The organism is Mesorhizobium sp. C264A, assembly GCF_040324515.1.
Classification (GTDB): domain Bacteria; phylum Pseudomonadota; class Alphaproteobacteria; order Rhizobiales; family Rhizobiaceae; genus Mesorhizobium.
On record NZ_JAMYVY010000001.1, the window covers coordinates 2,476,832 to 2,497,494 of the forward strand.

Sequence of the window (20,663 nt, forward strand, 5' to 3'; positions counted from 1 at the left end):
CCGTCGGCTTAGTCCGGACGCCTGACCCAACCCATTCGTGCCCCGACTGCGGGTAAGCCGTCGTGCGGATTGAGCGCGCCTGGTGCGCGGAAAGCCGCAATATGGCCGACGAACTGCAGCACGCATCATCAACGGCCCCGGCGTGATCTCCGTGAAGTCGTTGACCATCTCGCCGGGCGAGAGCCAGCCAAAGGCGGGCACGGCCGCTTGCCGTGGGTGTCTTTTCGTCGGCGCCGAGCCTCAGTCGGTGACGACGATCCGCGTGTTGCCGAAGCCAACTTCCCGCACCATTGAATAGAAGGTCGCGGCATTGGCGGTGTGCAAGCGGACACAGCCATGCGACGCCGGGCGTCCAAGGTATCTCACCGCGCCGGTGCCATGAATGGCATAGCCGCCACGGAAGAATACCGAATAAGGCATAGGCGACATGTCGTATTTGCGCGAATACCACATCCGCGCTGTCCGTTGCGGCCGATAGGCGCCGCGCGGGGTGATGTAACCCTTGCGGGCGGTGGATACGCTCCATCGGTAAAGCACTTGACCATAGCGGCTGACAGTCATGGTCTGCGAAGATACATCAATGGTGGCGACCAGGCCCGCGGCGTTGCCTTCGACAGACGTGCCGAACAGCATCGCAGCAAGTGCTACCGCCATGAGAACAACTCTGTTCATGAGATAAAGCCCCTTTTATGCCCTTTGCCTGACTGCCATCGCGCGGTTTCTTCATCTTTAGCGGCAGGTGAGTGGCGTAACACACAGTCTTTGACGAAATCGCCAATCTAAAGCAGCGGATTTGAACGATTTCCCGTCATAGCTGCCGCGACGACACGCACAATCGATATAGGCGGCAGGCTTGCACAACCACCCCGTCCACTGCTCAAATCGTCGGATGAACGAACAACACCTGAAGCTGGTTACCTCGCGCGTGATATTCTCATCGAGGCTGATTTCGTGCGGATCGTTCACGGTGTCGATGACACAGCGGATCGGTTCGGTCATCTTGATCTGCTTGCGTTTTTACGCGAAGCAACTGCTCGACCCTGCGGCCTTCGCCAGATGCTGACTAAATGGAAGCCGGTTTCCGCACTTTCGCCGTCAAGCTCCGGCTTCACCACAAGGTTTTGCAGGGGTTGACGGGCGGTCCACATGGCCCGAAATATGAACGGCAATCGCGCGGCCTCATGGTGGAATGGCCCATGCGAGCGGTTTGATGACCGGGCTTGGCGGTGTCGATCGAGGCGTTCAACCGGATCGGTCGCAAAACCGCGGAGAGATTGTCGCTACCGGCGATGTGCGCGAGAGTCCGAACCGATGTTCGGATTTGGCATCACCCACCTGGTGGTCATCTTTGTGGTGGCGCTGGTTGTTTTCGGGCCAGAGGAGCTTCCAAAAGTCATGCGATCGCCAGGGGCGATGATGAAGACATTCAATCGGATCGCTGGTGATTTCGGAAGTTTACAGTGACGATGCGGATGCCCTCAGCCTGGTCCGAGCGCTCCATCCTGCAATCATCTTCGCGCCTACGCCGCGGTGGTATAATTCCTTGTCGCCGTAGGCGATGTACCCGACCAAGTCCTTTCGGCCGCCCAGCAATACCTAATTTTGCTCCACAACCCATTTGTTGTAGGGGCTTGGGCCTGATGATTATCTGGTCCTGCTGTTTTGCCGGTCGCGGTAATTATCGAATGACCAGAGAAAATATTGGTCAACCGCTATGGCGACGAACAGGAAAATAGCCAGCGCGGCAATGCCTGAGAGCCAGTATCCGGCACCCAATCTGTAGGCAGATAGGCCGGTCGCCGCTGCAGCCAGCCCCGCGAAATAGGCATCATACTGGTAGAGCAATTTCAGCGTAAAATTTCTCATCGATCGTTTCTACACCAATCCCTTGTTCCCAGGAAGGTTCAGGCGTGACGACATCGCATCGCGCCGATGGCCCAGATCGCTAGACCTTCCGGCTCGACACCGACTTGGTTCTGGTCGCGTGCTTAGCAATGAAAGTCTCGATCGGACCGGTGAGAATAGCTGCCTCGCTCTTGATCTTATCTTCTTCCCATAGCCACCACTTTATTTCCAGCAACTGTGCAATGACATCAGTAGGGAACCGACTGCGGATGACTCGTGCACGATTGCCGGCGACTATTGAATACGGCTCGACAGACTTGGTGACCACGGAGCCGGCACCCACAACGGCGCCATCGCCAACGGTCACGCCTGGCAATATGATGGCGCCGTGGCCAATCCAAACATCGTTGCCAATCGTAATGCCTCCAGGCTTTCCGGCGTTGGGTATCGGCTCAGGCTGCTTCAGGAGGCGGCTATAAATCGGGAATGAAGTGGCACTCTTTGTCTGGTGTTGACCAGTACACATGAAGAGGACTTGGCCAGCAACTGAGCAGAAGCTCCCCACGTCTAGGGGAGATTCACCAGTTGGGAAAAGCACCTTCCGCCAAGTGACGCCATAGGTGTGGCGGCCGACAGAAACATGCTCGGGCAATTTCGCACGTGCGTCCCGAATCCACTTCGAAATAGCCGACATTCTTCGATCCGCCTCTGCCGAATGGCATAGCCGGAAAACACGCATCAACACAACCCAAGAGGAATTGTAATGGCAGTTTCCCGTGAGAAGGAATCGCTTGCCAAGGTGCTCGCGCACGAAGGCGACTATTCAAAACAATAAGAATGATCTTGGTGGCCCAACATTGAAGGGCGTCACCCAGCGCGTCTATGACGCTTGCTGGGTCGGCAAGGGCCAGACAAAGCGCTCGGTCAAAAGCGTCACGACCGACGAGCTGAACGAGATTTACGACCGGCTCGTTGCCGCGAACGGCTTCTTCTTCCCGGCGGAATTTTTGTGGTCGCCGTTCGCGGTAGCGGGTGGTCGAACTTCAATGCCGGCATCAAATTACTTGGTCGTGCCCAGCGTTCGGCTCCCGCGTTCCGCCGCGAAAACCATCAGGTCCTCGACGGGGAATTCAACGTAGTACTGGCCGGACGGAAGGGCATCGCGGGAATAAGTCCGGACCGTCAGGTCATTGCCTTCGAAAATCACCTCGTGCCGGTCGCCGAGGAAAAGGCTCTCGACGCAGGTCATGGCAATACGCCCCGGACCGTCCTTCCCGGACCACGTCACCCGCTCAAGCCGGACGAGTGCGGTGACTTTGGTGCCGACGGTCAGCTCCTCCTGAGCATTGCCCACGAGATGGATGCCGTTCGCGACAATTTCCGCACGGTTGCGCTTGATGGCGGCGACCACGCCGTCAAGGCGATTGCTGGCGCCCATAAACTCTGCTGCAAACAGACTCTTCGGCCTGTTGTAGATTTGTTTGGGCGTTCCGTCCTGTTCGATCTGGCCGCCATTGAGCAGCAGGATGCGGTCGGCGAGCGCCATCGCTTCGACCTGGTCATGGGTGACGCACAGTGCCGATAGGCCGAGATTGGTGATGAGGCGACGCAACCAGATCCGCGCTTCCTCGCGCAGCTTGGCGTCCAGATTGGACAGCGGCTCGTCGAGCAGGATCACGTTCGGCTCGTAGACCAGCGCGCGGGCCAACGCGACGCGCTGTTGCTGCCCGCCGGAGAGCTGGTGCGGATAGCGCTCACCTAGTTTGCCGAGGCCTATGCTGTCCAAAGCCTTCTGGACGCGGCTGGCAAGATCCGCCCGAGACACTTTGCGCAGCTTCAGCGGATAACCCACATTCTCCGACACCGTCCGGTGCGGCCACAGCGCATAGGACTGGAATACCAGCCCGAGACCGCGCGTTTCCGGCGCCAGATTGATGTTCTGCTCCGCGTCGAAAAGCGGCCTGTCACCGAGCAGTATCTTGCCGCGGTTGGGTGTTTCCAGACCAGCGACCGCTCGCAAGAGCGTCGTCTTGCCGGACCCGGAGGCGCCGAGCAAGGCGACAATCTGGCCTGGTTCGACCGAGAAGGACACACCTTTCAGGATCTCGAGGGTGCCGTAACTGAGGCGCAGGCCGTCTATGATGATGTCAGTCATTGAGGCGGACTCCAAAGCGCATCGCTACGGCGAGACCGGTCACGATGATGACGGTGTTGATGACGGCGAGAGCGGAGACCAGATCGATCGCGCCGGTGCCCCACAGGGAAACCATGAGCGAGCCGATCACTTCGGTTCCCGGCCCGAGCAGATAAACGCCGGTCGAATATTCACGCGCGAAGATCAGGAAGATCAGCAGCCAGGCCGAGAACATCCCGCCACGGATGAGCGGCAGCGTGATGTCCCTGGCGACCCGGCCTTCGCTGGCGCCAACTGACCGGCCGGCTTCCTCGAGTTCCTTGCCGATCTGCAGGAGCGTTCCGGAAATCAGTCGCATGCCATAGGCGAACCAGACAATGGTATAGGCAAGCCACACCGAGATCATCGTGGCACGCAGGGGCGCGATCGGCTTGAAGAACAGAAAGATCCACAGCATGGCGAGGCCAGCCACAATACCCGGCATCGCCCGCGGTATCATGGCCACGTAGTCGACGACTTTGGTCAGGGGTGCGTTCGAGCGGTGACCGGCGAGTGCCACGGCGGTATAGGCCGCGATCGAAGCCGCACCGCCGATGACCGCAACACCGACCGTGTTGACAATGGCGCTGACGACATTCGGATAGTCAGCGAGATCGCGATAGTGATCTAACGTCAGCACCTCGAAGATGTTCACCCCGACGCCCCAGCTTGTCACCAGCGAGCGAATTGCGACGCCGCCCACCGGTATGATCACCGTGGCCGCGAACCATGCCACTACGAGCGCGAAGGCCGGCCAGCGAAGCGCGCCCAGCCGAATGGGGTTGTGCCGGCTGCCCTTGCCCTTGACAGACACATAGCGGCTGGCATTGCGCAGCATGTAGCGCTGCAGCACCACCAGCGGAAGCGCGATCATGATGATCGCCACCACCACTACGGCCATCAACTGGTAGGAAGGAACCCCGAGCTTGTTGGTGAGCTTGTAGAGATAGGTGGCGAGAACTAACACCCCTTCCGGATCGCCAAGCACCAGTGGCAGGCCGAAAAGTTCGAAACCAAGGAAGAACACTAGAACCGCCGCATAAAGCACCACCGGCATCACCATGGGCAGCGACACGCTGGCGGCGACGCGCCAGGGGCCGGCGCCGACGATGCGTGCCGCCTCTTCCAGGTCGGCGCCGACATTGCGCAGCGCCGCCGACGCATAGAGATAGACATGCGGGACATGGGTGAGCCCGGCGATAATCGCGATCGATGTCACCGAATAGACATTCCAAGGCACGTAGCCAATCACCGACTTGACCGCCAGCGAGACGAAGCCGACTGGTCCCAACGTCATCACATAGCCGAAGGCCAGCACTACCGCCGACATGAACACCGGGATGAGGATGATCGGCTCCAGCCAGCGCTTGCCCGGCACGTCGGTACGCACGATGATGAACGCCAGCAGGATTCCCACCGGAACGGCGATCAATGTCATCCCCACCGCGAGCTTGAGCGAAGTCGTCAGCGCCAGCCAGAAATCCGCATCTGCAAGGATGAAGCTATAAGCCTTCAGCGACAGATGCGCGGTCTTCTGGAAGAACGGGCCGGACAGAAAACTCTGGTAGATGATCAGCGTTACCGGCGCCAACACCACCAGGATGGCGAGGAGATTGGTGCTGACACGAAAGACGCGGAAGGGCATGATCGCCTCGAACAAAGCCGGGGGCCGTCCGCTAGCAAGAGCGCAAGCGCGCCGTTCCGATGGTTCTTAACAGCAAGAAAGGCGGAAGAGCCGATTGTGGCGGCACTCCCGATCAGGCGATTACTCGCCCTTCATGGCTTTCTGCCACTCGTTGAGGAACGCCAGCCGTGTCGTCTCGTCCAGGCCTTCGAGCAGTTTGTCGTCGAGCGCGATCGGATGAACATTTTCGCCGGCAGCGGCCTTTATGGACGCCAGCGTGGTTGCCCCCTCAACGTCATCACGAACGGCATAGAGCTTGATGTCGTTGGCGATCAGCTTCTGCGCGCGCGCCGACAGCAGATAGTCGACGAACAACTTCGCCGCATTGGGATCCTTGGCTTCCGCTGGAATGACCGTGGCGCGGGTGGTCACTAAAACATAATCCTTGGGGATTATCACACCAAGGTTCTCGTCCTTGGCCTGTTTGGCGAGGCCATACGAGCCGAAGATGCCGTAGGCGATGGAATGTTCGCCAGACGTGACCTTCTCAATCATCGAGCCGGCGGAGCTATAGAGCTTGATATGGGCCTTGCCAAAAGCCTTGTTGAGCGCCCAGGAATCGGTCCAGGTCTTGGCGTCCTGGTTGTAGAAATAGAAGCCGACCCCGGACTTTTCCGGATCGTAGGACGCGATCTTGCCGTCGTAATCGGCGGTCTTGCCGGTCATCAGCTTGAGCAGATCGGCGTGGCTTGCGGGAACATCGCCTTCAGGCACGAGACGCTTGTTGTAGACGAAAGTCACCGGGTCGGCTGTGGCACCATAGATCATGCCCTTGTACGACGCCCAGGCCGGAACGTGAGCCGCCTCGACGGATTTGTACTCCTGCGCATAACCGTCTGCGGCAAGTTTGATCTGCAGATCCGGAGCCGAAGACCAGGCGACATCCGCCGTGCCTTGGCCCGAAGCGGTTTCGGCAATGACGCGATTGTAGAGTTCGGTCGAATTGAGGTCGGAATATTCTACGGCAATCCCGGGGAACGCTGCTTCGAAATCCTTGAGCAAGGGCTGGACCAGCGCCGCATCGGTCGTCGAATAGATGCTGAGGTGTCCTTCCGCGGTGGCGGCGGCCACCAGATCCTTGTAGTTGTCCGGATACCCGGCGGGAATTTCGGCAGCGGGGGCAAGCGTCGCGAAAGCGGCTGACAGCGAAAGCACGGCCGTCATCGTCGCAAGACGATTTTTCATTGAGGTCTCCTCCAAGTTCGCCTAAATCGTACCTCCTCCAGGCACAAAAGGCGAGTATCATCCTGACCTGTCACCAACCTGTCACGGCAATGTAGAGGTTTGCTCAGCCGACTTGGGCCCGATGGGTCGTGCTCAGTTTCTCGACGACAGCCGGATCGGCCACATCGACATATCGCTGAGATTGTGGAAATTTTGGAGCGGCATCCTGCGGGGTCACGGTCGCTGGCCCTGGGCACCGATCATCGACTTGCTCCAATCTTCGATGAAGCGGCGGCGCAGCGCCTCGTCCTGTACGGCAAGTAACGCAGGGCCGATGCGAATGGCGCGCGCGATACCAGACTCGCCAAGTGTTTCCGGGCCGTCCGCTCCGTCAGGCAATTGCCCATTCTCGGCGAAGAAAAAGGAACTTTCCCTCGCGACTTTCTGTCCCCGGGCTGACAGAAGGTAGTCGAGAAATCGTTTGGCAAGGGCCATACTCGGTGCCGTCTTCGGAATGAGCGCGCCACGACTGAGTATCAGCGCATAGTCCCGCGGGACAACGACCCTTAAGTCGGAATTGTCCCTGGCCGCCGCATAGGCGTATGACCCGATCATATTGTAGCCAATATACAGGGTCCCGTTTGCAACGTCCTGAAGGGTCTCCGCGGTGCAACAACGAACCACGGTTTCCGCTCGGCTCATGCTTTCCAGAAGCCGACCGTAGACCGCGGTCGTCTGCCGCGCATCACTGAACGCCAATAGGTAGCCGATGCCCGAAAGCCGGATGTCGAACGTTCCGACCCGCCCACGATAAAAATCGAGCCGCCGCCTAAGAAGATCGGCGAGTTCGATGTGGGTGCGCGGTACGTCGCCGGACGGCACGAGGCGGGCGTTGTAGACGAAGACGGCCGGTTCGTAGGTAAAGCCGAATACTTCGTCGCGCCAGTTTGCCCAGTCGGCGACATGCGCGGTTTCCGCCGACACGTGCGGCGCCGCGCAGCCGTCATTGGCGAGCTTCACGAGTTGGTCGACCGACGGCGACAACAAGATGTCGCCCAGCACCGCGCCCGTCCGACAGGCTTCGCTGGCACTCTTTTGCAAGTCGTTGGTGACATATTCAACATAGTCGACTGCAACGTTGGGGAAAACGGACTGAAAGTCCCGGATCAGGGGTTCCATCGCCACCAGATCGGTCGCGGCGTGGATCGACAGTCGATCCTTCTCCGGCTGTGGCGAAGGGAAAAATGCGCTGCTTCCTTCAGCAGCTCTTGCCGCCTGATCGACGCACAAAAGGATTGCAGCCAGTAAAGTGAATGCCCGCAATGCTCTCGCTATCATCCTGCCTTCTCTCTGGCGATGGGCAACGTCAAGGTGACGGTGAACCCTTGCGTGCGCTTCCCGCCATCCTCGCTTTTCTCGCGAAAGGTCAGCGCGCCACCGTGAGCCGCCGCCACCTCCGACGCGATGGCGAAACCCAGACCTGCGCTGCCGTCGTGAGATTTGGACGTTTCGAAGCGCTGCGTGACTCGCTCCCACTCGCTCGACGGAATGCCCTGTCCGTCATCCTCGACCTCGACATGGGCAAGCGTACCGTCGCTGCGTACCCTGACCTCAAGGCGCGACATCACTCCGTGGCGCAGGGCATTGTCGATGATATTGACGATCGCTTCACGCAGGCTGACGGCGTCCGCAAGCACGACAGGTTCATCGTCAGGCGCCTCGAAGGAGACGATGATGTCCGAATCGATAGTTATCGGAACCGCCGCACGGAAAGCGCGCCGTGCGACGTCTGCAAGGTGGTGCGGCTGAAGCTGCACGGAATCGGCACGATGGATGACCATGGCGTGGCTGAGCAACTGGTTGGTCAGGCGCGCAAGTTCGCCGGCGCGCTGCTGTACGCGATCGAGATGCTGGCGGCTCGACTTGTCCAGCTTGGCTTGACTCAACAGATCGAGCTGCGCGGTAAGTGCCGTCAGCGGCGTTCTGATCTGGTGCGCCGCGTCGGCGATGAAGCGCTGCAGGAGTTTCACGCGCTCGTCGAGCCGACTCATGAAATAATTGATGGAAGTAACGAAAGGCCGCAATTCTCGCGGGACGACGACTGTCACGGGCGTAAGGTCTTGTGGATCACGACGGCGAAGCGTCGCTCCCAGATGCTTGACCGGTTGCAGAGAATAGCGAATGGCCACCATCGCCCCAGCCAATGCCAATATGCTCATGATTACCAGGAGGACGGTCGCTCTGAGCGTCAACTCCCCCGCGAGCGCACTGCGCGCTTCCGTGGTCTGCCCAACGATGACATGCGCCCAACCGGATACGGCGGGATCGGATAGAGCGCGAGCCACCACCGCTATGCGGACCGGTTCGCCGCGATAACGCGCCGATTCCAATACCGGGACATCGTGTATTGCTGCCAAATCAACTTCTGTTTGCAGATCGGCATAACCTGTCAGCGTCGCGCCGGAAGGATCGATCACGCGATAGAAGATGCGGTCGCGGCTGGCGAGGCCCAGGAGCTCAAAAGCCGATACCGGCAAGTTGACGATGAGTGAACCGGATTCAACCGTAAGGCTGTCCGCCATCTGGATCGCCGCACCTAGCAGAAGCCGGTCATAGGCGTCATCGGCGGCGGTTCGCGCGTAGTACCACGCCGCACTCACCAGAAGAGCCGCGCCCAGGCCCAGCACCAGCGAGATGCGGACCGCCAGGCGCGTGAAAAGGGAAGGCTCAGCCGGTATCATCGGAAGCCAGCTGATATCCCATGCCCCGCACGGTGACGATCTGCGCCTTGGCGCCTTCCAGCTTCTTGCGCAGCCGGCCGACATAAAGTTCGATCGCGTTCTGATTGACCGGCTCGTCAAACCCAAAAAGCTGATCGATAAGTTCATCCTTGCTGAAGACGCGACCTGGCCGCGACGCCAGTATCTCAAGCAACGTCATTTCGCGTCGTTTCAATTGCACCTCGCGCCTGCCTACCCGGACCGAGCGGCTGGCGCGGTCGAGCACGACATCGCCGCACTGAACGATGTTGGTCGCCTCGCCGCTTTTCCGCCGCAGCAGAACACGGGCGCGCGCTTCCAATTCGCGGAAATCGAACGGTTTGACCAGATAGTCGTCGGCGCCGATATCGAGCGCGCCAACGCGGTCCTCTATCTCCGAACGGGCCGTCAACATCAGAACTGGGGTCGTCTTTCTTGCCTGCCGGAGCCTTCGAACGATTTCGAACCCGTCGAGGCCGGGCAACATGACATCGAGTATGACGAGATCGTAGCTGGTGAAACCGAGGATTTCTGCGGCAGCACGACCGTCCGTCTCCCAATCGACCGCATGGCCGATCGTTTCGAAGCGGCGGCTGATTGCCTCGCCAACGTCGTGCGTGTCTTCGACGAGGAGAATTCGCATGACGGAGCATTTGCACGGAAGCAGTAGCCTATCAAGCGTCGCGCTCGACAGCATCTGCGGATATCAGCTGTTCAGCTTCCAATCATCCGAACGACTGGCTGCGCCATGCCGTCTGCCTTCATTTTGATCTGCGTATACACTGTCGGCCGACGAGGGCGCATCAGGCGAGACAGGATGCCCGGATTGTCGTGACGACAAAATGCAAGCTACGATGTCGACTGTCGTTCTCGCAAAGACACGGTGAACTTTTCGCCTGCATCTTGTTGTCGTTGGCGTCGTCATTTTCATCTTTTGCCTGGTTGCTTGGCAGCGCCCTCCGTTTATCCTCGCAAACGCGGCAGTCTTGGTGGCGATTGTGCCGTTGGTCATGTGTGACGCGGCGGTTTGTTGACTGCGTTGCGCCCTTCCGGATAGCCTTTGGAACAGCTTGGCCTAGCAAATGGCTGGGTCTCGCCTGAATTGAAGAAAAACTCGCCAATTTGTCCAAGGTGTTAGTGCAGCATTGCCCTACCTTATCGCCGCTTGGAGTGTGATCGGCAATCGTGGTACCGCAACGCCGGGAGGCGACGATGCGTGTCATTTTCCGATGTGATCCGATGTTGATCGAGCATTTGCCACGCCCGATCCTCGCGCGCGGTGCTCTACCGGATTGGCTGCGCGCAATGCCCGCCACTGCCTATTCGGCGATCCACGGCCGCGACATTCGCACGCTCAAGCAGTGCCCGCCCGTTATCGATGCGATGACCTATGGCTTCATGATCCTCCTGCCGTGCGACGTCGTCGTCGACAAAGGGACCTTTTCCTGGGACTGGCACATTCCAGACCCGGTCAGTGAGAACCACCCCCGAGCGCCTTTGAGCTTCCACACGCCGGGGCAGCTCGCCGGCAGCCCGTTTGCCACTCCCGGTCAAGCCGCTATCAAATTCAACAGCTTCTGGACCATACAGATCGAGGACGGCTGGTCGCTCTTCGCGAAGCATCCGGTCAATCGCGAGGATCTTCCCTTCAGGCTGGTGACTGGCCTGGTGGATTCCGACCGGTTCAGCGATGGGGGCATCAATTTCCCGGCGATCTGGACGGAGCCCGGATTCTCTGGCGTGCTCAGGAAAGGAACTCCAGTCGCGCAGTGCTTTGCGGTTCCGCGGGCCGCGCCGCAGCTCGAATACGAAGTGTTCGACGAAAAGCGACAGGCATCCTATGCGCAGACGGTCGCCGATGTCCTGTCAACGCCCGGCGTCTACCGCAAGCGGTTTCGCGCCAGGCGGGGACGCTCCGCCAGCGAGTGAGCGACGCAGCGCTTTCTCATCAAGCCACAGCCGGCCCCTTGGCGCCGACGTCAGCGCCATGGCGATGACGCTGAAGGTGGATGAGCTGAGACCATAGGCTAATGAATACGCTGCCATGGCCTCGTCGAGGTCGCCGGTTTCCTGCAGGACGACACCCAGATTGACAGCCGCTTCCGGGGCGCCGGGCTCATCTCAAGCACGCGTCGATAGGCCTGTGCAGCGCTGCCGAACTTGCGCATGTCCTGACGTACCAGCCCGAGGTCGAACCAGGCCGACAGATGCCCGCGGCCAGCGACTGCGCGTTCGAGCAGACCTTCCGCCTCGACAGCCGCTCGGCGCTGCCATGCAAGGCGCCCGAGGCGCGCCGCTGCCTCCCCGGATTTCGGATCCCGTTGCAAGACAAGTGTCCAGGACGCGCTCGCCGCAGGGGCATCGCCTGCTTGATCGAAGGTGCGTGCCCGTTCGACGAGCATTTCCGCCTGAGATGACAGTCTTGCCGCGCGGTCCAGGAACTGAAACGCCGCTTCAAACCTGCCTTCGGCCCGGGCAATCCGGCATGCCAGTATCAAGGCGGGCGCATAGTCGGGTCGAGTGGCAAGGCTTGCTTCGATGCGCGCACGAGCCTCCGGCAGATCTGCCTTGGCGAACAATACAGCCGCCAGAAGATGGCAAAGCGCCGGGTCGCCTGGGTGCTGCTTCAGGCCCAATTCGCACACATCGATCGCTTGGCGATGATTGCCGGAATTGAACGCGGCCAAAGCGCGGCGGATCAGATCGTCACTATCGTTTTGATTGGTGCGCATTATGCTTGGACGCTCACTGGCAGTCATGTCCGCAAGGGGCCGATGTCGATTCCAGTCATGTTTGGCGGGACCACTTGCCACAGAGCAGAGAGTAACCGACTTGGAGCCTCGCTTGCCACCAATCCGCCCCAACTGCTACTCCCCTTCCCTTAAGCAGACACGTGCTGGTCACGACCATTCTATGAGCGCGCTTGTGCATATTGTTTGCTCGCAAGGGATATCGATAGACGTTCGCCAAAACCCAGCAAAAGCGGTCTGATGCTGACCAACTTTTCCGGCGTAAATCTGGTCAGCGGCCCAGAAACAGCCAGCGCTCCGATCAAGCCCTCGCTGCCTGAAAAAACCGGTACGGCCATCGCAGCTGTTTCGGAATCTCCCTTCCCGAGCGATATAAACGGAATCTTCGCCATAAGAGCTGTTCGCGTCCTAGGCTTAGCCGTACTGAACCGTGCAAGCACTTGGCCAGCTGCGTGACCGTCAAGCGAAAGCACATCACCCTCTCGGATTTGATCACGGATCAAATGACGACAGTCTGCGCGAAATAGGCAAATTCCGTCATTTCCCTCCTTTCGAAAAAACGATGCGCTTTCACCCGCCTGTTCGACAAGGCTCAAAAGGAGAGGCCGAACGAATGCCTCTATCTTAAAACGACGACGGTAGAATGAGGCCAATATCATCGGCGTATGGCCGACAGCAAAGCGCTTGTCCGCCATGCGAACAATGTAGCCACTGCGGACAAGGGATTCCGTTAACCGAAGGATCGTGCTTTTGTATAGGCCCGTTCTAGAAGATATCTCAGCCAGGCTTAAACCCTCGTCATGCTCTGTGAAGCACCCGAGGATCGAAAGCGCGCGATCGACAGCTTCAACCCCTCCCGCTCTTGTGTCAGCTTGCTCCACCGCCTGATGGTTCACGCGTTTGGTTCCTTTGAACGCCAAAGCTCAGTTGCGAAGTCGGGTCCTGATCACGTCCCCACGTGCTCAGCTTTGGAGTACCTCGCTCGCGAAAAGCAAAGTGCCATTTCATCATTCAGCATATTATCCTGTCGGTAACTGAAAATCCTACACGATCGTGGAAAAAGAGGACCTACTGCATCTTCAAATGTCGCGTCCTGTCGGACATGATGTGGGGGACACAATACTGGCGCGTCGGGTGCTCCAAGTTGTGTCGCAGCCTCCCCAGCATCCAAGTTGGCTGGTATCCTGATTTAGCAGGATGGTCGCGGAGCGTGGTTTCCCCGGCGCGGATCGTGAACCGCTGGGTTGCGGCCACATCATCGCCTACCGCTACTGTTCAAACAATGCTTGCGAGCGGCACTGCGCTCATGGCAACAAGCAGGCCAATCGTCATTTGCCATCTCTGTTCCTGGATGCCTGCCATTATAGCCACAGTCGTTCAGGACGGAATCGGCGCGGCGCAAGATCGCCTTGGATAGGCAGTAACAACCCTCGGTCGTCTGAGTTTTTGTAGGCTGAAATGGCTGGCTTGAGTGTGACACGCATTGGGCCAATGGTCGACGGCGATCGAAATAACGGGGTTGAGGTCTGATGAGCAAAATTGCCTTACTTCCTCTGGCGACGTATCCGGAAGCGAATTCCACCAAAATCGCATCAAACGCAATCGCGGTGGTCAAGCACGTTGGTGCCGCACTTCATGCATTGACGATCAATGTCGATATTCCGGGTATTTCCAATCCGGTTTCGCGATACTTGATCGATCTTCCCGAAATGATCCGGGAGACAGAAGCGACCAGCCGCAAGCATGGGCTCGATTTGCTGGAGGCATTGAAAGCTGAAGCGGCACGCGTCGGATCGCTCCTCACAACCGAGCAGATTGCTGTTCAGCCAGCATCTATCGGCGATGTTGCGGCAACTCAGTCACGCTATTTCGATTTTGCTTTGATTGGGTTGGAGCCAAATAACCAGACTGCGCGCATGACCGTTAATGCGGTCCTGTTTGGTTCGGGTCGCCCAACCATAATTCTGCCGGAAGACGCAAACGTTGGTGCGATCGATCATGTCATCATCGCTTGGGATGGTAGCCGCGTTGCGGCCCGGGCCGTTGCCGATGCGCACGCGTTTCTGCAATGTGCCTCAAAGATAACGGTACTGACAGTGACAGACGAAAAGTCGCTGCGCGATATTGGCGAACGCCTCGCCCTGAGCCTGAGAAAGCGTGGCTTTCCCGCTGAGGGGATCTCAATCGACCTCGAAGATCGCCCCATTGGCGTTACGCTTCAGGCGCGCGCTGTCAGCATGGGCGCCGATCTGCTTGTTATGGGTGCATACGGCCATTCCCGGATGAGAGATTTTGTCGTGGGTGGAGCAACCAAAAGCGTTCTTGGCGATCTGCGCCTGCCTGTCCTTTTGTCGCACTAGAAATCTGCCCGAGAGTTGTCGGCGGCGGGTTGGCTACTACGATTGTGCCAGCGGCGCACTGTATCAGGTTCTAAACTAGCCCAAGACGAAACTGCCGGATTGCTCGTGAGTTGCCGATTGTTTTGCCTTCGATATCGAACTCGACCTGAACCGGGAGCATAGCCGTTCGCGGCACCTACGATTGATTCCTGCCCCTGCCAGAGGCCGACAATGACGGTCCGCCTTTGGTGCCCATCACGTCCGCGCCTGCAACCACTTGAGGCCGAACTCGCACAGAGCCAGAAGTCTGGGGCTGAGCGAACACTAGATGATGTTGGCAGTCTCAAACGTCAAGACGGGCATCTCGCAGAGGCACACTGCTTGCATTTGGCGAACGTCTATCGATATCAGAACGAAGTAAACTGGCACGAAGGCGCGCTCATAAAAAGCGCCGAAATTGCCTGTCGTGTGCGAATGGCTAGGCGAGGTATGGTGTGTGCCGATAACCATGCGGTTTGAAAACCGGGACGGATGGTCTATGCAGCGCGTCGTTCTGCAAACCACATATTTGAAGGACAAGGTGGCGTTTCGCACGCGCCTTTACGGCTTGACTGACTAGAACGAAATGAGCCGTCATTTCGTTCTAACTTATTGTTTTGGCGCATGATGTCATCCAAAAAGTCTGCAACTTTTTGGCATCATGCTGAAGGGGTGAACGAGAGCCATGCTTGATCCGATCGTGAATTTCTTCACCCGCATCTTCCAGTGGATCGGCCGCGGCATCGGCCTCGCCTTCGGCGTGATCCTTTGGCCGTTCCTGTGGGCCGGGCGCTGGTACACACAGCGCGGCTGGATCCTGAAGGCGGCGGTCGGCCTCGCGCTGCTGGTTCTGATCGGTCTCTACGCCAATTTCTTCTACGCCACCCAGTGGTGGAACAAGTTCGATCCCAACTACGTCGACAAATACACCTTCGAGAACCGCAACATTTCCGCCGGCGAACAGGTCGCGGCCGGCGCTGGCACCGAAACCGCCAAGACCTGCGGCAATTCAGGTATCGCCCAGGTCGCGGCCGACCTCACCGATTTCAACGTCAACCAGAATGCCTGGATCTCGTCGATGATCCTCTACAAACTCGGCCTGTTCGGCATCGACTGGGACCACACGCCGTTCATGGACAACAAGGCCTCGTTCCAGCGGGGCATCAACCAGGCGGTGCGGCGCACCTCCACCGAGCTTGCCGACAATCTCGGCCGCGTGCGCACCACATCGCAGATCGACACCGACCTACAGGATGCGCGCGGCAATCTGCAGTTCGATGAGGAAACCTGGTATTTCGGCCTCAACCCGTTCGGACCCAAGACGCCGACGCCGAGCTATTATCGCGACGCGGTTCGCAAATTGCGCTCCTTCAATGCTCGGCTGGCCACCTGCCAGGCGACGTTCGATGCCCGAGCCGACAATCTGAAACAGTATATCGACCGCATCTCCTCCGACATCGGCTCAACCTCGGCGATCCTCAAGGAACGCGCCGAGAACCACAACAATGGCTGGTTCGACTTCCGCGCCGACGACCGCTTCTGGTTCTCCTATGGTCAGCTCTATGCCTATTACGGGCTGATGAAGGGCGCCCAGGCCGATTTCGAGGACGTGATCAAGGAAAAGCACCTGCAGAACCTGTGGGACACCATGGATGCGCAGTTCGTCTCGGCGCTGCGCATCCTGCCCTTAATCATCGCCAACGGCCGCGAGGACGGCTGGCTGCTGCCGAACCACCTAACGACAATTGGCTTCTACATGTTGCGCGTGCGCTCAAACATGATCGAGATTAGCAACGTTATTGCGCAGTAACTCGCTGCCACCGACCCAGTTTTGTGAACGGTGAAATTCGCCCAGAACCGAATTTTCAGCACGCCTCCTGGGTGGGTGTCTTGACGAGTAATGGCCTTCATCCGGGAAACTGGTTGTGCTCGCAGGCCTGACCAAGTCCGCACCATCGCTACACGGATCGACCTTGCCTTTGCGGAACAGGAGGCGGTCGTGAGGTCCGGCTAAACTGCTTGACAAAATTGGACCCGTCCCGCGGCGTGCCTTGTCGAACCAAAGCCCGTCGCCGAAATCGCTCTGCTGTTGAGAATCTAATGCAACTCCAGCTCGAATTCGACCCAGGCGTGACGACTATTGTTGAGGGCGACGATCTTGAGGGGAATGAAACCCGCGGCGTAGTTGCCAAAGTGCCCGAAGGGTTGAACCGGCCGGATGGTCCGTATGGTCAGGGCTACGGGATCAACCGATTCAAGTTCCCCGGTGACCACGATGGGGGCGCCCCTCGTTCCTGCTCCCGAGACTGAAATGACCCGTAATCCGCCGAGTTCGTCAGAAAAGGAGTAGGCGCCCGCTTCAAAGATTCTGGGCCGTGTGCCATCCGCTCCGGCGTGGTGTCCGCTTGCTGTGAGCATGGCTTGATATTCGGGTTGACGGGTGGTGCCACATGGCGCGAAGTATGGACGACAATCGCGCGGCGCATACTGGAATGGCTCACGCGAGGCGGTCTGATGGCAGGCTCGGCGGTGTCGATCGAACCGCTACCCGATAGGTCGACGCAAAACCGCGGAGAGATTGTCACTGCCGGCGATGTGCGCGAGAGGACTTACCGATGTTCGGACTTGGCATGACCCACCTGGTGGTCATCTTTGTGGTGGCGCTCGTTGTTTTCGGACCAGAGGAGCTTCCAAAAGTAATGCGATCGGCGGGGGCAATGATGAAGACATTCAATCGGATCGCTGGTGATTTTCGAAAGCAGTTTGACGACGCCGTACGACAAGCCGAGAAGGAACTCGACCTGCAGGAAACCCGCTCGGTGCTAAAGAATTCAATGGAAAGTGTATCGCAAAGCGCTGATAAGGCCATCGAAGGGAAGGATAACGATCGCAATCCGGCTGCTGAACAGAGCGCTGACTCAAAGTTGGCGTCCACCGCATCCAACCGGTGATCTGACACCAAAAGGGCGACAGCCCGCTTGAACGAAACCATCTCAAGGAGTCAAACAGCGGCTCCACCGATACCATCCCGGTTCCGCCGAACGCAGCCTCAGTCTCCAAGCCTCGTGAACGACATTTCGGCTGCTACATACCCGGTTGCAGGTCGCAGTTCCTCCATCATTGTCGTCCAGAAGCTTTGATATTGTTGGCAATCTTGCGCTGCCGGTTTCCGCTACCCATGACCATCCAACGCCATTTGTGGGGCCTTTTGGCTCGGGACAGGGTCCTCCGGGCACTGCTGACATTGTTTGTAACGGTGTCGGCCAGTAGCGTCGGCTCCGCTCCCGCGCATCGCAACGCGCTCTGGCAGGTTGTGCAGACTTGCGCTTTTGCCGCGGCGCATCTTGGCAGCGCCTTCCCTTGCGAGGAAGTGGTCCTGCCCAAACAGGGCCCACCTGGGTCGGCTCTCATCAAGTCGCCCCGATTTCGGACCGAGTTTCTGTTGATGCCACTTGCGGCTGTTGCCGGTATTGAAAGCCCGCCGGTCCGTGAGGAGGACAGTGCCCAACTCTGGCATCGGGCATGGGAAGTTCGAAACAGGGTTTCGGCGAGCCTTGGACGATATCTGCCACGAACGGCGGTTGCCCTGGCGGTGAATTCCAGAACTGCGCGGTCCCAGGATCAGTTCCACATCCACGTCGATTGCCTTGCAGCATCGGTAGAAAAGAAACTCGCCTCGACCGGGCCGAAGACCGAAGGCCCATGGCAGCTGTTCCCCCTGGCGCTGATGGGAAAACGCTACTGGATCAAGGCGGTCGATCGGCCGGATTTGGCAGCCACCAACGTGGCCGGCATTGTTGCTGCCGGGTTGCCGCAGGCTCGGCGCGCCATGCATCGGGTAAATATCGTCGTTGTTGGGGCCGAACTGGCCCATGCCAGGCCAGGGTTTTACATTCTGGCCAACTGGGAGCACTCCGCCGCCGAGCGCCTTTTAGATCACGACTGCACTTCGCGATGAGCGCCACGAGGTATTTGGAAAGGCCAATGGCCGCACCTGATACCGTCACCCCTTGAAAGCTGGTATCGACGTTATTTTGGGGAACCAAGATTCCGGGATTACGGACCTATGATCACTTATTTCCAGGCGATCGTTTTGGGGCTTTTGCAGGGTTTCGCCGAACTCTTTCCATTTCGAGCTTGGGACAGACCGTTCTGATCCCTGCCCTGCTTGGCTGGCCCGTCGACCGATCGAGCGTTGCATTTGTCGCCTTTTTGGTGCTGACGCACCTGGCGACGGCTCTCGTGTTGCTGGGCTTTTTCTGGCGCGATTGGCTAGGCATCATCGGTGGTGTTCTCCGCTCCCTCAAACAACACGAGATCCGCGCCGATGACACCTATGCCAAGCTGGGATGGCTTCTCATCGTCAGCACCATTCCGGCCGGACTCCTTGGGCTTCTGTTCGAAGAGCGACTGAAGCAGCTCTTTGCAGCCGCGACACTCGTCGCGGCTGTGCTCGTACTGAATGGCCCAATGCTCTATGTCGTCGAAGTGTTGCGTTCGCGCGGCGCGACTGAAGGTGCCCACGATGACGGGAAGCTTGCTGCCCTTTCATGGATCCAAGCCGTCATCATCGGCATCACGCAATGTTTCGCATTGATACCGGGATTTTCTCGCACCGGACTGACCATGAGCGGTGGGCTCGCCTGTGGGCTTTCTCACGAGAACGCCGTCCGCTATTCATTCCTGCTGGCCACCCCAATCATCCTGGCGGCTGCCGTGCTCAAGGTCCCCGATCTTTTCACAAATGGCGGCGCAGGATTGGGTCAGGCGGTTGTTGGCGCCTTGTGTGCTGGCGGAACCGCATTTCTTTCAATTCGCTTTCTGCTCAAATACTTTGAAACGGACACGCTCAAGCCATTCGCGTACTATTGCATCGGCGCTGGAGCCGCAGCCTTGCTCTATCTGGCGCTTTAAGCTTTCTTGGGGTCGCTCCGAAACCATGCGAACGCGAACAGCGCAAGATGTTCGCCACGGCGGTCGCGCGAATAGTGGAACAGCGCGGCGGGCGTATCGGCGCCGCCGAAGGGCCGGTCGTCGCGGGCATAGACCCACAGCCTGCCGATATCGGTCTTGCCCTTGGCGAGGACCGGCACGTTGTGTCGTCGCCGTGCAATCGGTCGGCGGCGAGAACATGAGCCTCGATCCGGCGATAGAGGGGCATGAGCGCGAAAGTGGCCGCGCCAACTTGGTCGGCGAGCGTCGACAGGCTCAGTGGCACGCCCTCGCGAGCGAAACGTTCAGCCTGGCGGGTTAAGCGTTGATGCTGGCCGTACTTGTCGAACAGCAGCATGGCGAGCAAGCCAGGACCTGCCCAGCCACGCGGCACGACATGGAACGGCGCCCGCGGCTGGGTGATCGTCACAGTTCCGGCACGAGAACTTCTCGCGCACCGTCTGGATGACCTTCCACTGACGCGGGATCACCTCCAGTGTCTCGGTCACGACCTCGCCGAGCTTCGAAAGCCGCGTCCCGCCGCAAGTCGGACACGAACATGGCGCGGGGGATGACGATGCGCTCACGTGTCAGATGCTCGGGAAACGGCTTCTTCACTGGCCGTTTGCGCTCGAAGCTCGAAGACGGTGACACTGGTCGTCCTGGTCGCCGCCGCTTCGGCGGCAAGGTCAACTTCGCTGGCTGTGGCCTCGAGTTCCTCGAGTTGCAATTCAAGTTGGTCCAGGAGCCGGCGGCTGCGCTCGGCGCTGGGGCCATACTGCTCGCGCCTGAGCTTGGCGATCTGCAGCTTGAGGTGCCCGATCAGAGCTTCCCTGGCCGACGCCTTAGCCCACGCGGCGGCAAGTTCGGCGCCCATCGACACAACCAGGGCCTTAAGCGCTTCGACATCGTCCGGCAGGGGCTAAATGGCGGCTTCCATGACCGAAATGAATCAGCACACTGTCTCTCGGTGCAACC

General features: G+C 59.0%; 20 protein-coding genes and 3 pseudogenes. 8 read left to right on the top strand and 15 right to left on the bottom strand.

Annotation, left to right across the window (positions count from 1 at the left end):
* Window positions 1-65: 65 nt before the first annotated feature.
* The 3 genes and pseudogenes from NKL04_RS32090 to NKL04_RS12230 form a co-directional block, all read right to left on the bottom strand.
* Window positions 66-210: pseudogene (locus tag NKL04_RS32090) on the bottom strand (chromate transporter); the annotation flags it as partial.
* A 30-nt stretch (window positions 211-240) separates the two neighbouring features.
* Window positions 241-672 (bottom strand): L,D-transpeptidase, encoded by a 432-nt coding sequence (locus NKL04_RS12225; protein ID WP_023682859.1) that lies wholly within the window; start codon window positions 670-672, stop codon window positions 241-243.
* Between the two features lie 246 nt (window positions 673-918).
* Window positions 919-1,133, bottom strand: a pseudogene (locus NKL04_RS12230) (ParB N-terminal domain-containing protein); the annotation flags it as partial.
* Between the two features lie 178 nt (window positions 1,134-1,311).
* On the opposite strand from NKL04_RS12230, the gene NKL04_RS12235 reads away from it, so the two are divergent.
* Window positions 1,312-1,464 carry a twin-arginine translocase TatA/TatE family subunit gene (locus tag NKL04_RS12235; protein ID WP_023673608.1) on the top strand — a complete coding sequence of 51 codons (153 nt, stop codon included), beginning with the start codon at window positions 1,312-1,314 and terminating at the stop codon, window positions 1,462-1,464.
* A gap of 180 nt (window positions 1,465-1,644) precedes the next feature.
* On the opposite strand, the gene NKL04_RS12240 is transcribed toward NKL04_RS12235, so the two are convergent.
* Window positions 1,645-1,866, bottom strand: a complete 222-nt coding sequence (locus tag NKL04_RS12240) for a hypothetical protein (RefSeq protein WP_023673607.1) — start codon at window positions 1,864-1,866, stop codon at window positions 1,645-1,647.
* 79 nt (window positions 1,867-1,945) lie between these two features.
* On the bottom strand, window positions 1,946-2,539 hold the full coding sequence (locus tag NKL04_RS12245; RefSeq protein ID WP_023682860.1) for a CatB-related O-acetyltransferase: 594 nt from the start codon (window positions 2,537-2,539) through the stop codon (window positions 1,946-1,948).
* 82 nt (window positions 2,540-2,621) lie between these two features.
* Here NKL04_RS12245 and NKL04_RS12250 point away from each other — a divergent pair, with 82 nt between their 5' ends.
* The gene (locus NKL04_RS12250; protein ID WP_245262007.1) at window positions 2,622-2,984 is read left to right on the top strand and encodes a glycosyl hydrolase 108 family protein; all 363 of its coding nucleotides are present in this window, start codon (window positions 2,622-2,624) and stop codon (window positions 2,982-2,984) included.
* Here NKL04_RS12250 and NKL04_RS12255 read toward each other — a convergent pair.
* The 6 genes from NKL04_RS12255 to NKL04_RS12280 form a co-directional block, all read right to left on the bottom strand.
* Window positions 2,906-4,000: an ABC transporter ATP-binding protein gene (locus NKL04_RS12255; protein WP_023682861.1), complete on the bottom strand. Its 1,095-nt coding sequence runs from the start codon at window positions 3,998-4,000 to the stop codon at window positions 2,906-2,908. The two genes, NKL04_RS12250 and NKL04_RS12255, sit on opposite strands and share 79 nt — an antisense overlap.
* Window positions 3,993-5,663, bottom strand: a complete 1,671-nt coding sequence (locus NKL04_RS12260) for an ABC transporter permease (protein ID WP_031202992.1) — start codon at window positions 5,661-5,663, stop codon at window positions 3,993-3,995. Before NKL04_RS12260 ends, NKL04_RS12255 begins: the two co-directional genes overlap by 8 nt.
* 120 nt (window positions 5,664-5,783) lie before the next feature.
* Entirely contained in the window at window positions 5,784-6,887 is a 1,104-nt protein-coding gene (locus NKL04_RS12265) for an ABC transporter substrate-binding protein (protein ID WP_023682862.1), read from the bottom strand.
* A gap of 213 nt (window positions 6,888-7,100) precedes the next feature.
* The gene (locus NKL04_RS12270; RefSeq protein ID WP_023682863.1) at window positions 7,101-8,204 is read right to left on the bottom strand and encodes an ABC transporter substrate-binding protein; all 1,104 of its coding nucleotides are present in this window, start codon (window positions 8,202-8,204) and stop codon (window positions 7,101-7,103) included.
* Complete coding sequence (locus NKL04_RS12275) at window positions 8,201-9,607, bottom strand: sensor histidine kinase (RefSeq protein WP_023682864.1); 1,407 nt, start codon at window positions 9,605-9,607, stop codon at window positions 8,201-8,203. The genes NKL04_RS12270 and NKL04_RS12275 overlap by 4 nt, the downstream gene beginning before the upstream one ends.
* A complete protein-coding gene (locus NKL04_RS12280) occupies window positions 9,594-10,268 on the bottom strand; it encodes a response regulator transcription factor (protein WP_023673600.1) in 675 nt (224 codons plus the stop codon). Before NKL04_RS12280 ends, NKL04_RS12275 begins: the two co-directional genes overlap by 14 nt.
* Before the next feature lie 569 nt (window positions 10,269-10,837).
* Between NKL04_RS12280 and NKL04_RS12285 the strand changes: the two genes are divergently transcribed.
* Window positions 10,838-11,554 (top strand): hypothetical protein, encoded by a 717-nt coding sequence (locus NKL04_RS12285; RefSeq protein ID WP_023700584.1) that lies wholly within the window; start codon window positions 10,838-10,840, stop codon window positions 11,552-11,554.
* 98 nt (window positions 11,555-11,652) lie between these two features.
* Here the strand turns inward: NKL04_RS12285 and NKL04_RS12290 are convergent, their stop codons facing one another.
* Entirely contained in the window at window positions 11,653-12,357 is a 705-nt protein-coding gene (locus NKL04_RS12290; protein WP_245263077.1) for a tetratricopeptide repeat protein, read from the bottom strand.
* Window positions 12,358-12,536: 179 nt separating this feature from the next.
* The gene (locus NKL04_RS12295) at window positions 12,537-13,271 is read right to left on the bottom strand and encodes an IclR family transcriptional regulator (protein WP_023682866.1); all 735 of its coding nucleotides are present in this window, start codon (window positions 13,269-13,271) and stop codon (window positions 12,537-12,539) included.
* Between the two features lie 633 nt (window positions 13,272-13,904).
* On the opposite strand from NKL04_RS12295, the gene NKL04_RS12300 reads away from it, so the two are divergent.
* Both NKL04_RS12300 and NKL04_RS12305 read left to right on the top strand, forming a co-directional pair.
* Window positions 13,905-14,735 (top strand): universal stress protein, encoded by an 831-nt coding sequence (locus NKL04_RS12300; protein ID WP_023700586.1) that lies wholly within the window; start codon window positions 13,905-13,907, stop codon window positions 14,733-14,735.
* A gap of 703 nt (window positions 14,736-15,438) precedes the next feature.
* Window positions 15,439-16,563 (top strand): DUF2333 family protein, encoded by a 1,125-nt coding sequence (locus tag NKL04_RS12305; RefSeq protein ID WP_352630716.1) that lies wholly within the window; start codon window positions 15,439-15,441, stop codon window positions 16,561-16,563.
* Window positions 16,564-16,850: 287 nt separating this feature from the next.
* Here the strand turns inward: NKL04_RS12305 and NKL04_RS12310 are convergent, their stop codons facing one another.
* Window positions 16,851-17,171 (bottom strand): hypothetical protein, encoded by a 321-nt coding sequence (locus NKL04_RS12310; protein ID WP_023689684.1) that lies wholly within the window; start codon window positions 17,169-17,171, stop codon window positions 16,851-16,853.
* 197 nt (window positions 17,172-17,368) lie between these two features.
* Here NKL04_RS12310 and tatB point away from each other — a divergent pair, with 197 nt between their 5' ends.
* From tatB to NKL04_RS12325, 3 genes are all read left to right on the top strand, one after another.
* A complete protein-coding gene (gene tatB / locus NKL04_RS12315) occupies window positions 17,369-17,704 on the top strand; it encodes a Sec-independent protein translocase protein TatB (RefSeq protein ID WP_023682870.1) in 336 nt (111 codons plus the stop codon).
* A gap of 227 nt (window positions 17,705-17,931) precedes the next feature.
* The gene (locus tag NKL04_RS12320; protein WP_023700588.1) at window positions 17,932-18,711 is read left to right on the top strand and encodes a CDP-diacylglycerol diphosphatase; all 780 of its coding nucleotides are present in this window, start codon (window positions 17,932-17,934) and stop codon (window positions 18,709-18,711) included.
* A gap of 89 nt (window positions 18,712-18,800) precedes the next feature.
* Window positions 18,801-19,667, top strand: coding sequence for an undecaprenyl-diphosphate phosphatase (locus NKL04_RS12325; RefSeq protein ID WP_280938711.1), 867 nt, complete (start codon window positions 18,801-18,803; stop codon window positions 19,665-19,667).
* A 23-nt stretch (window positions 19,668-19,690) separates the two neighbouring features.
* Here NKL04_RS12325 and tnpC read toward each other — a convergent pair.
* Window positions 19,691-20,562: pseudogene (gene tnpC, locus NKL04_RS12330) on the bottom strand (IS66 family transposase); the annotation flags it as partial.
* Window positions 20,563-20,663 lie beyond the last annotated feature (101 nt).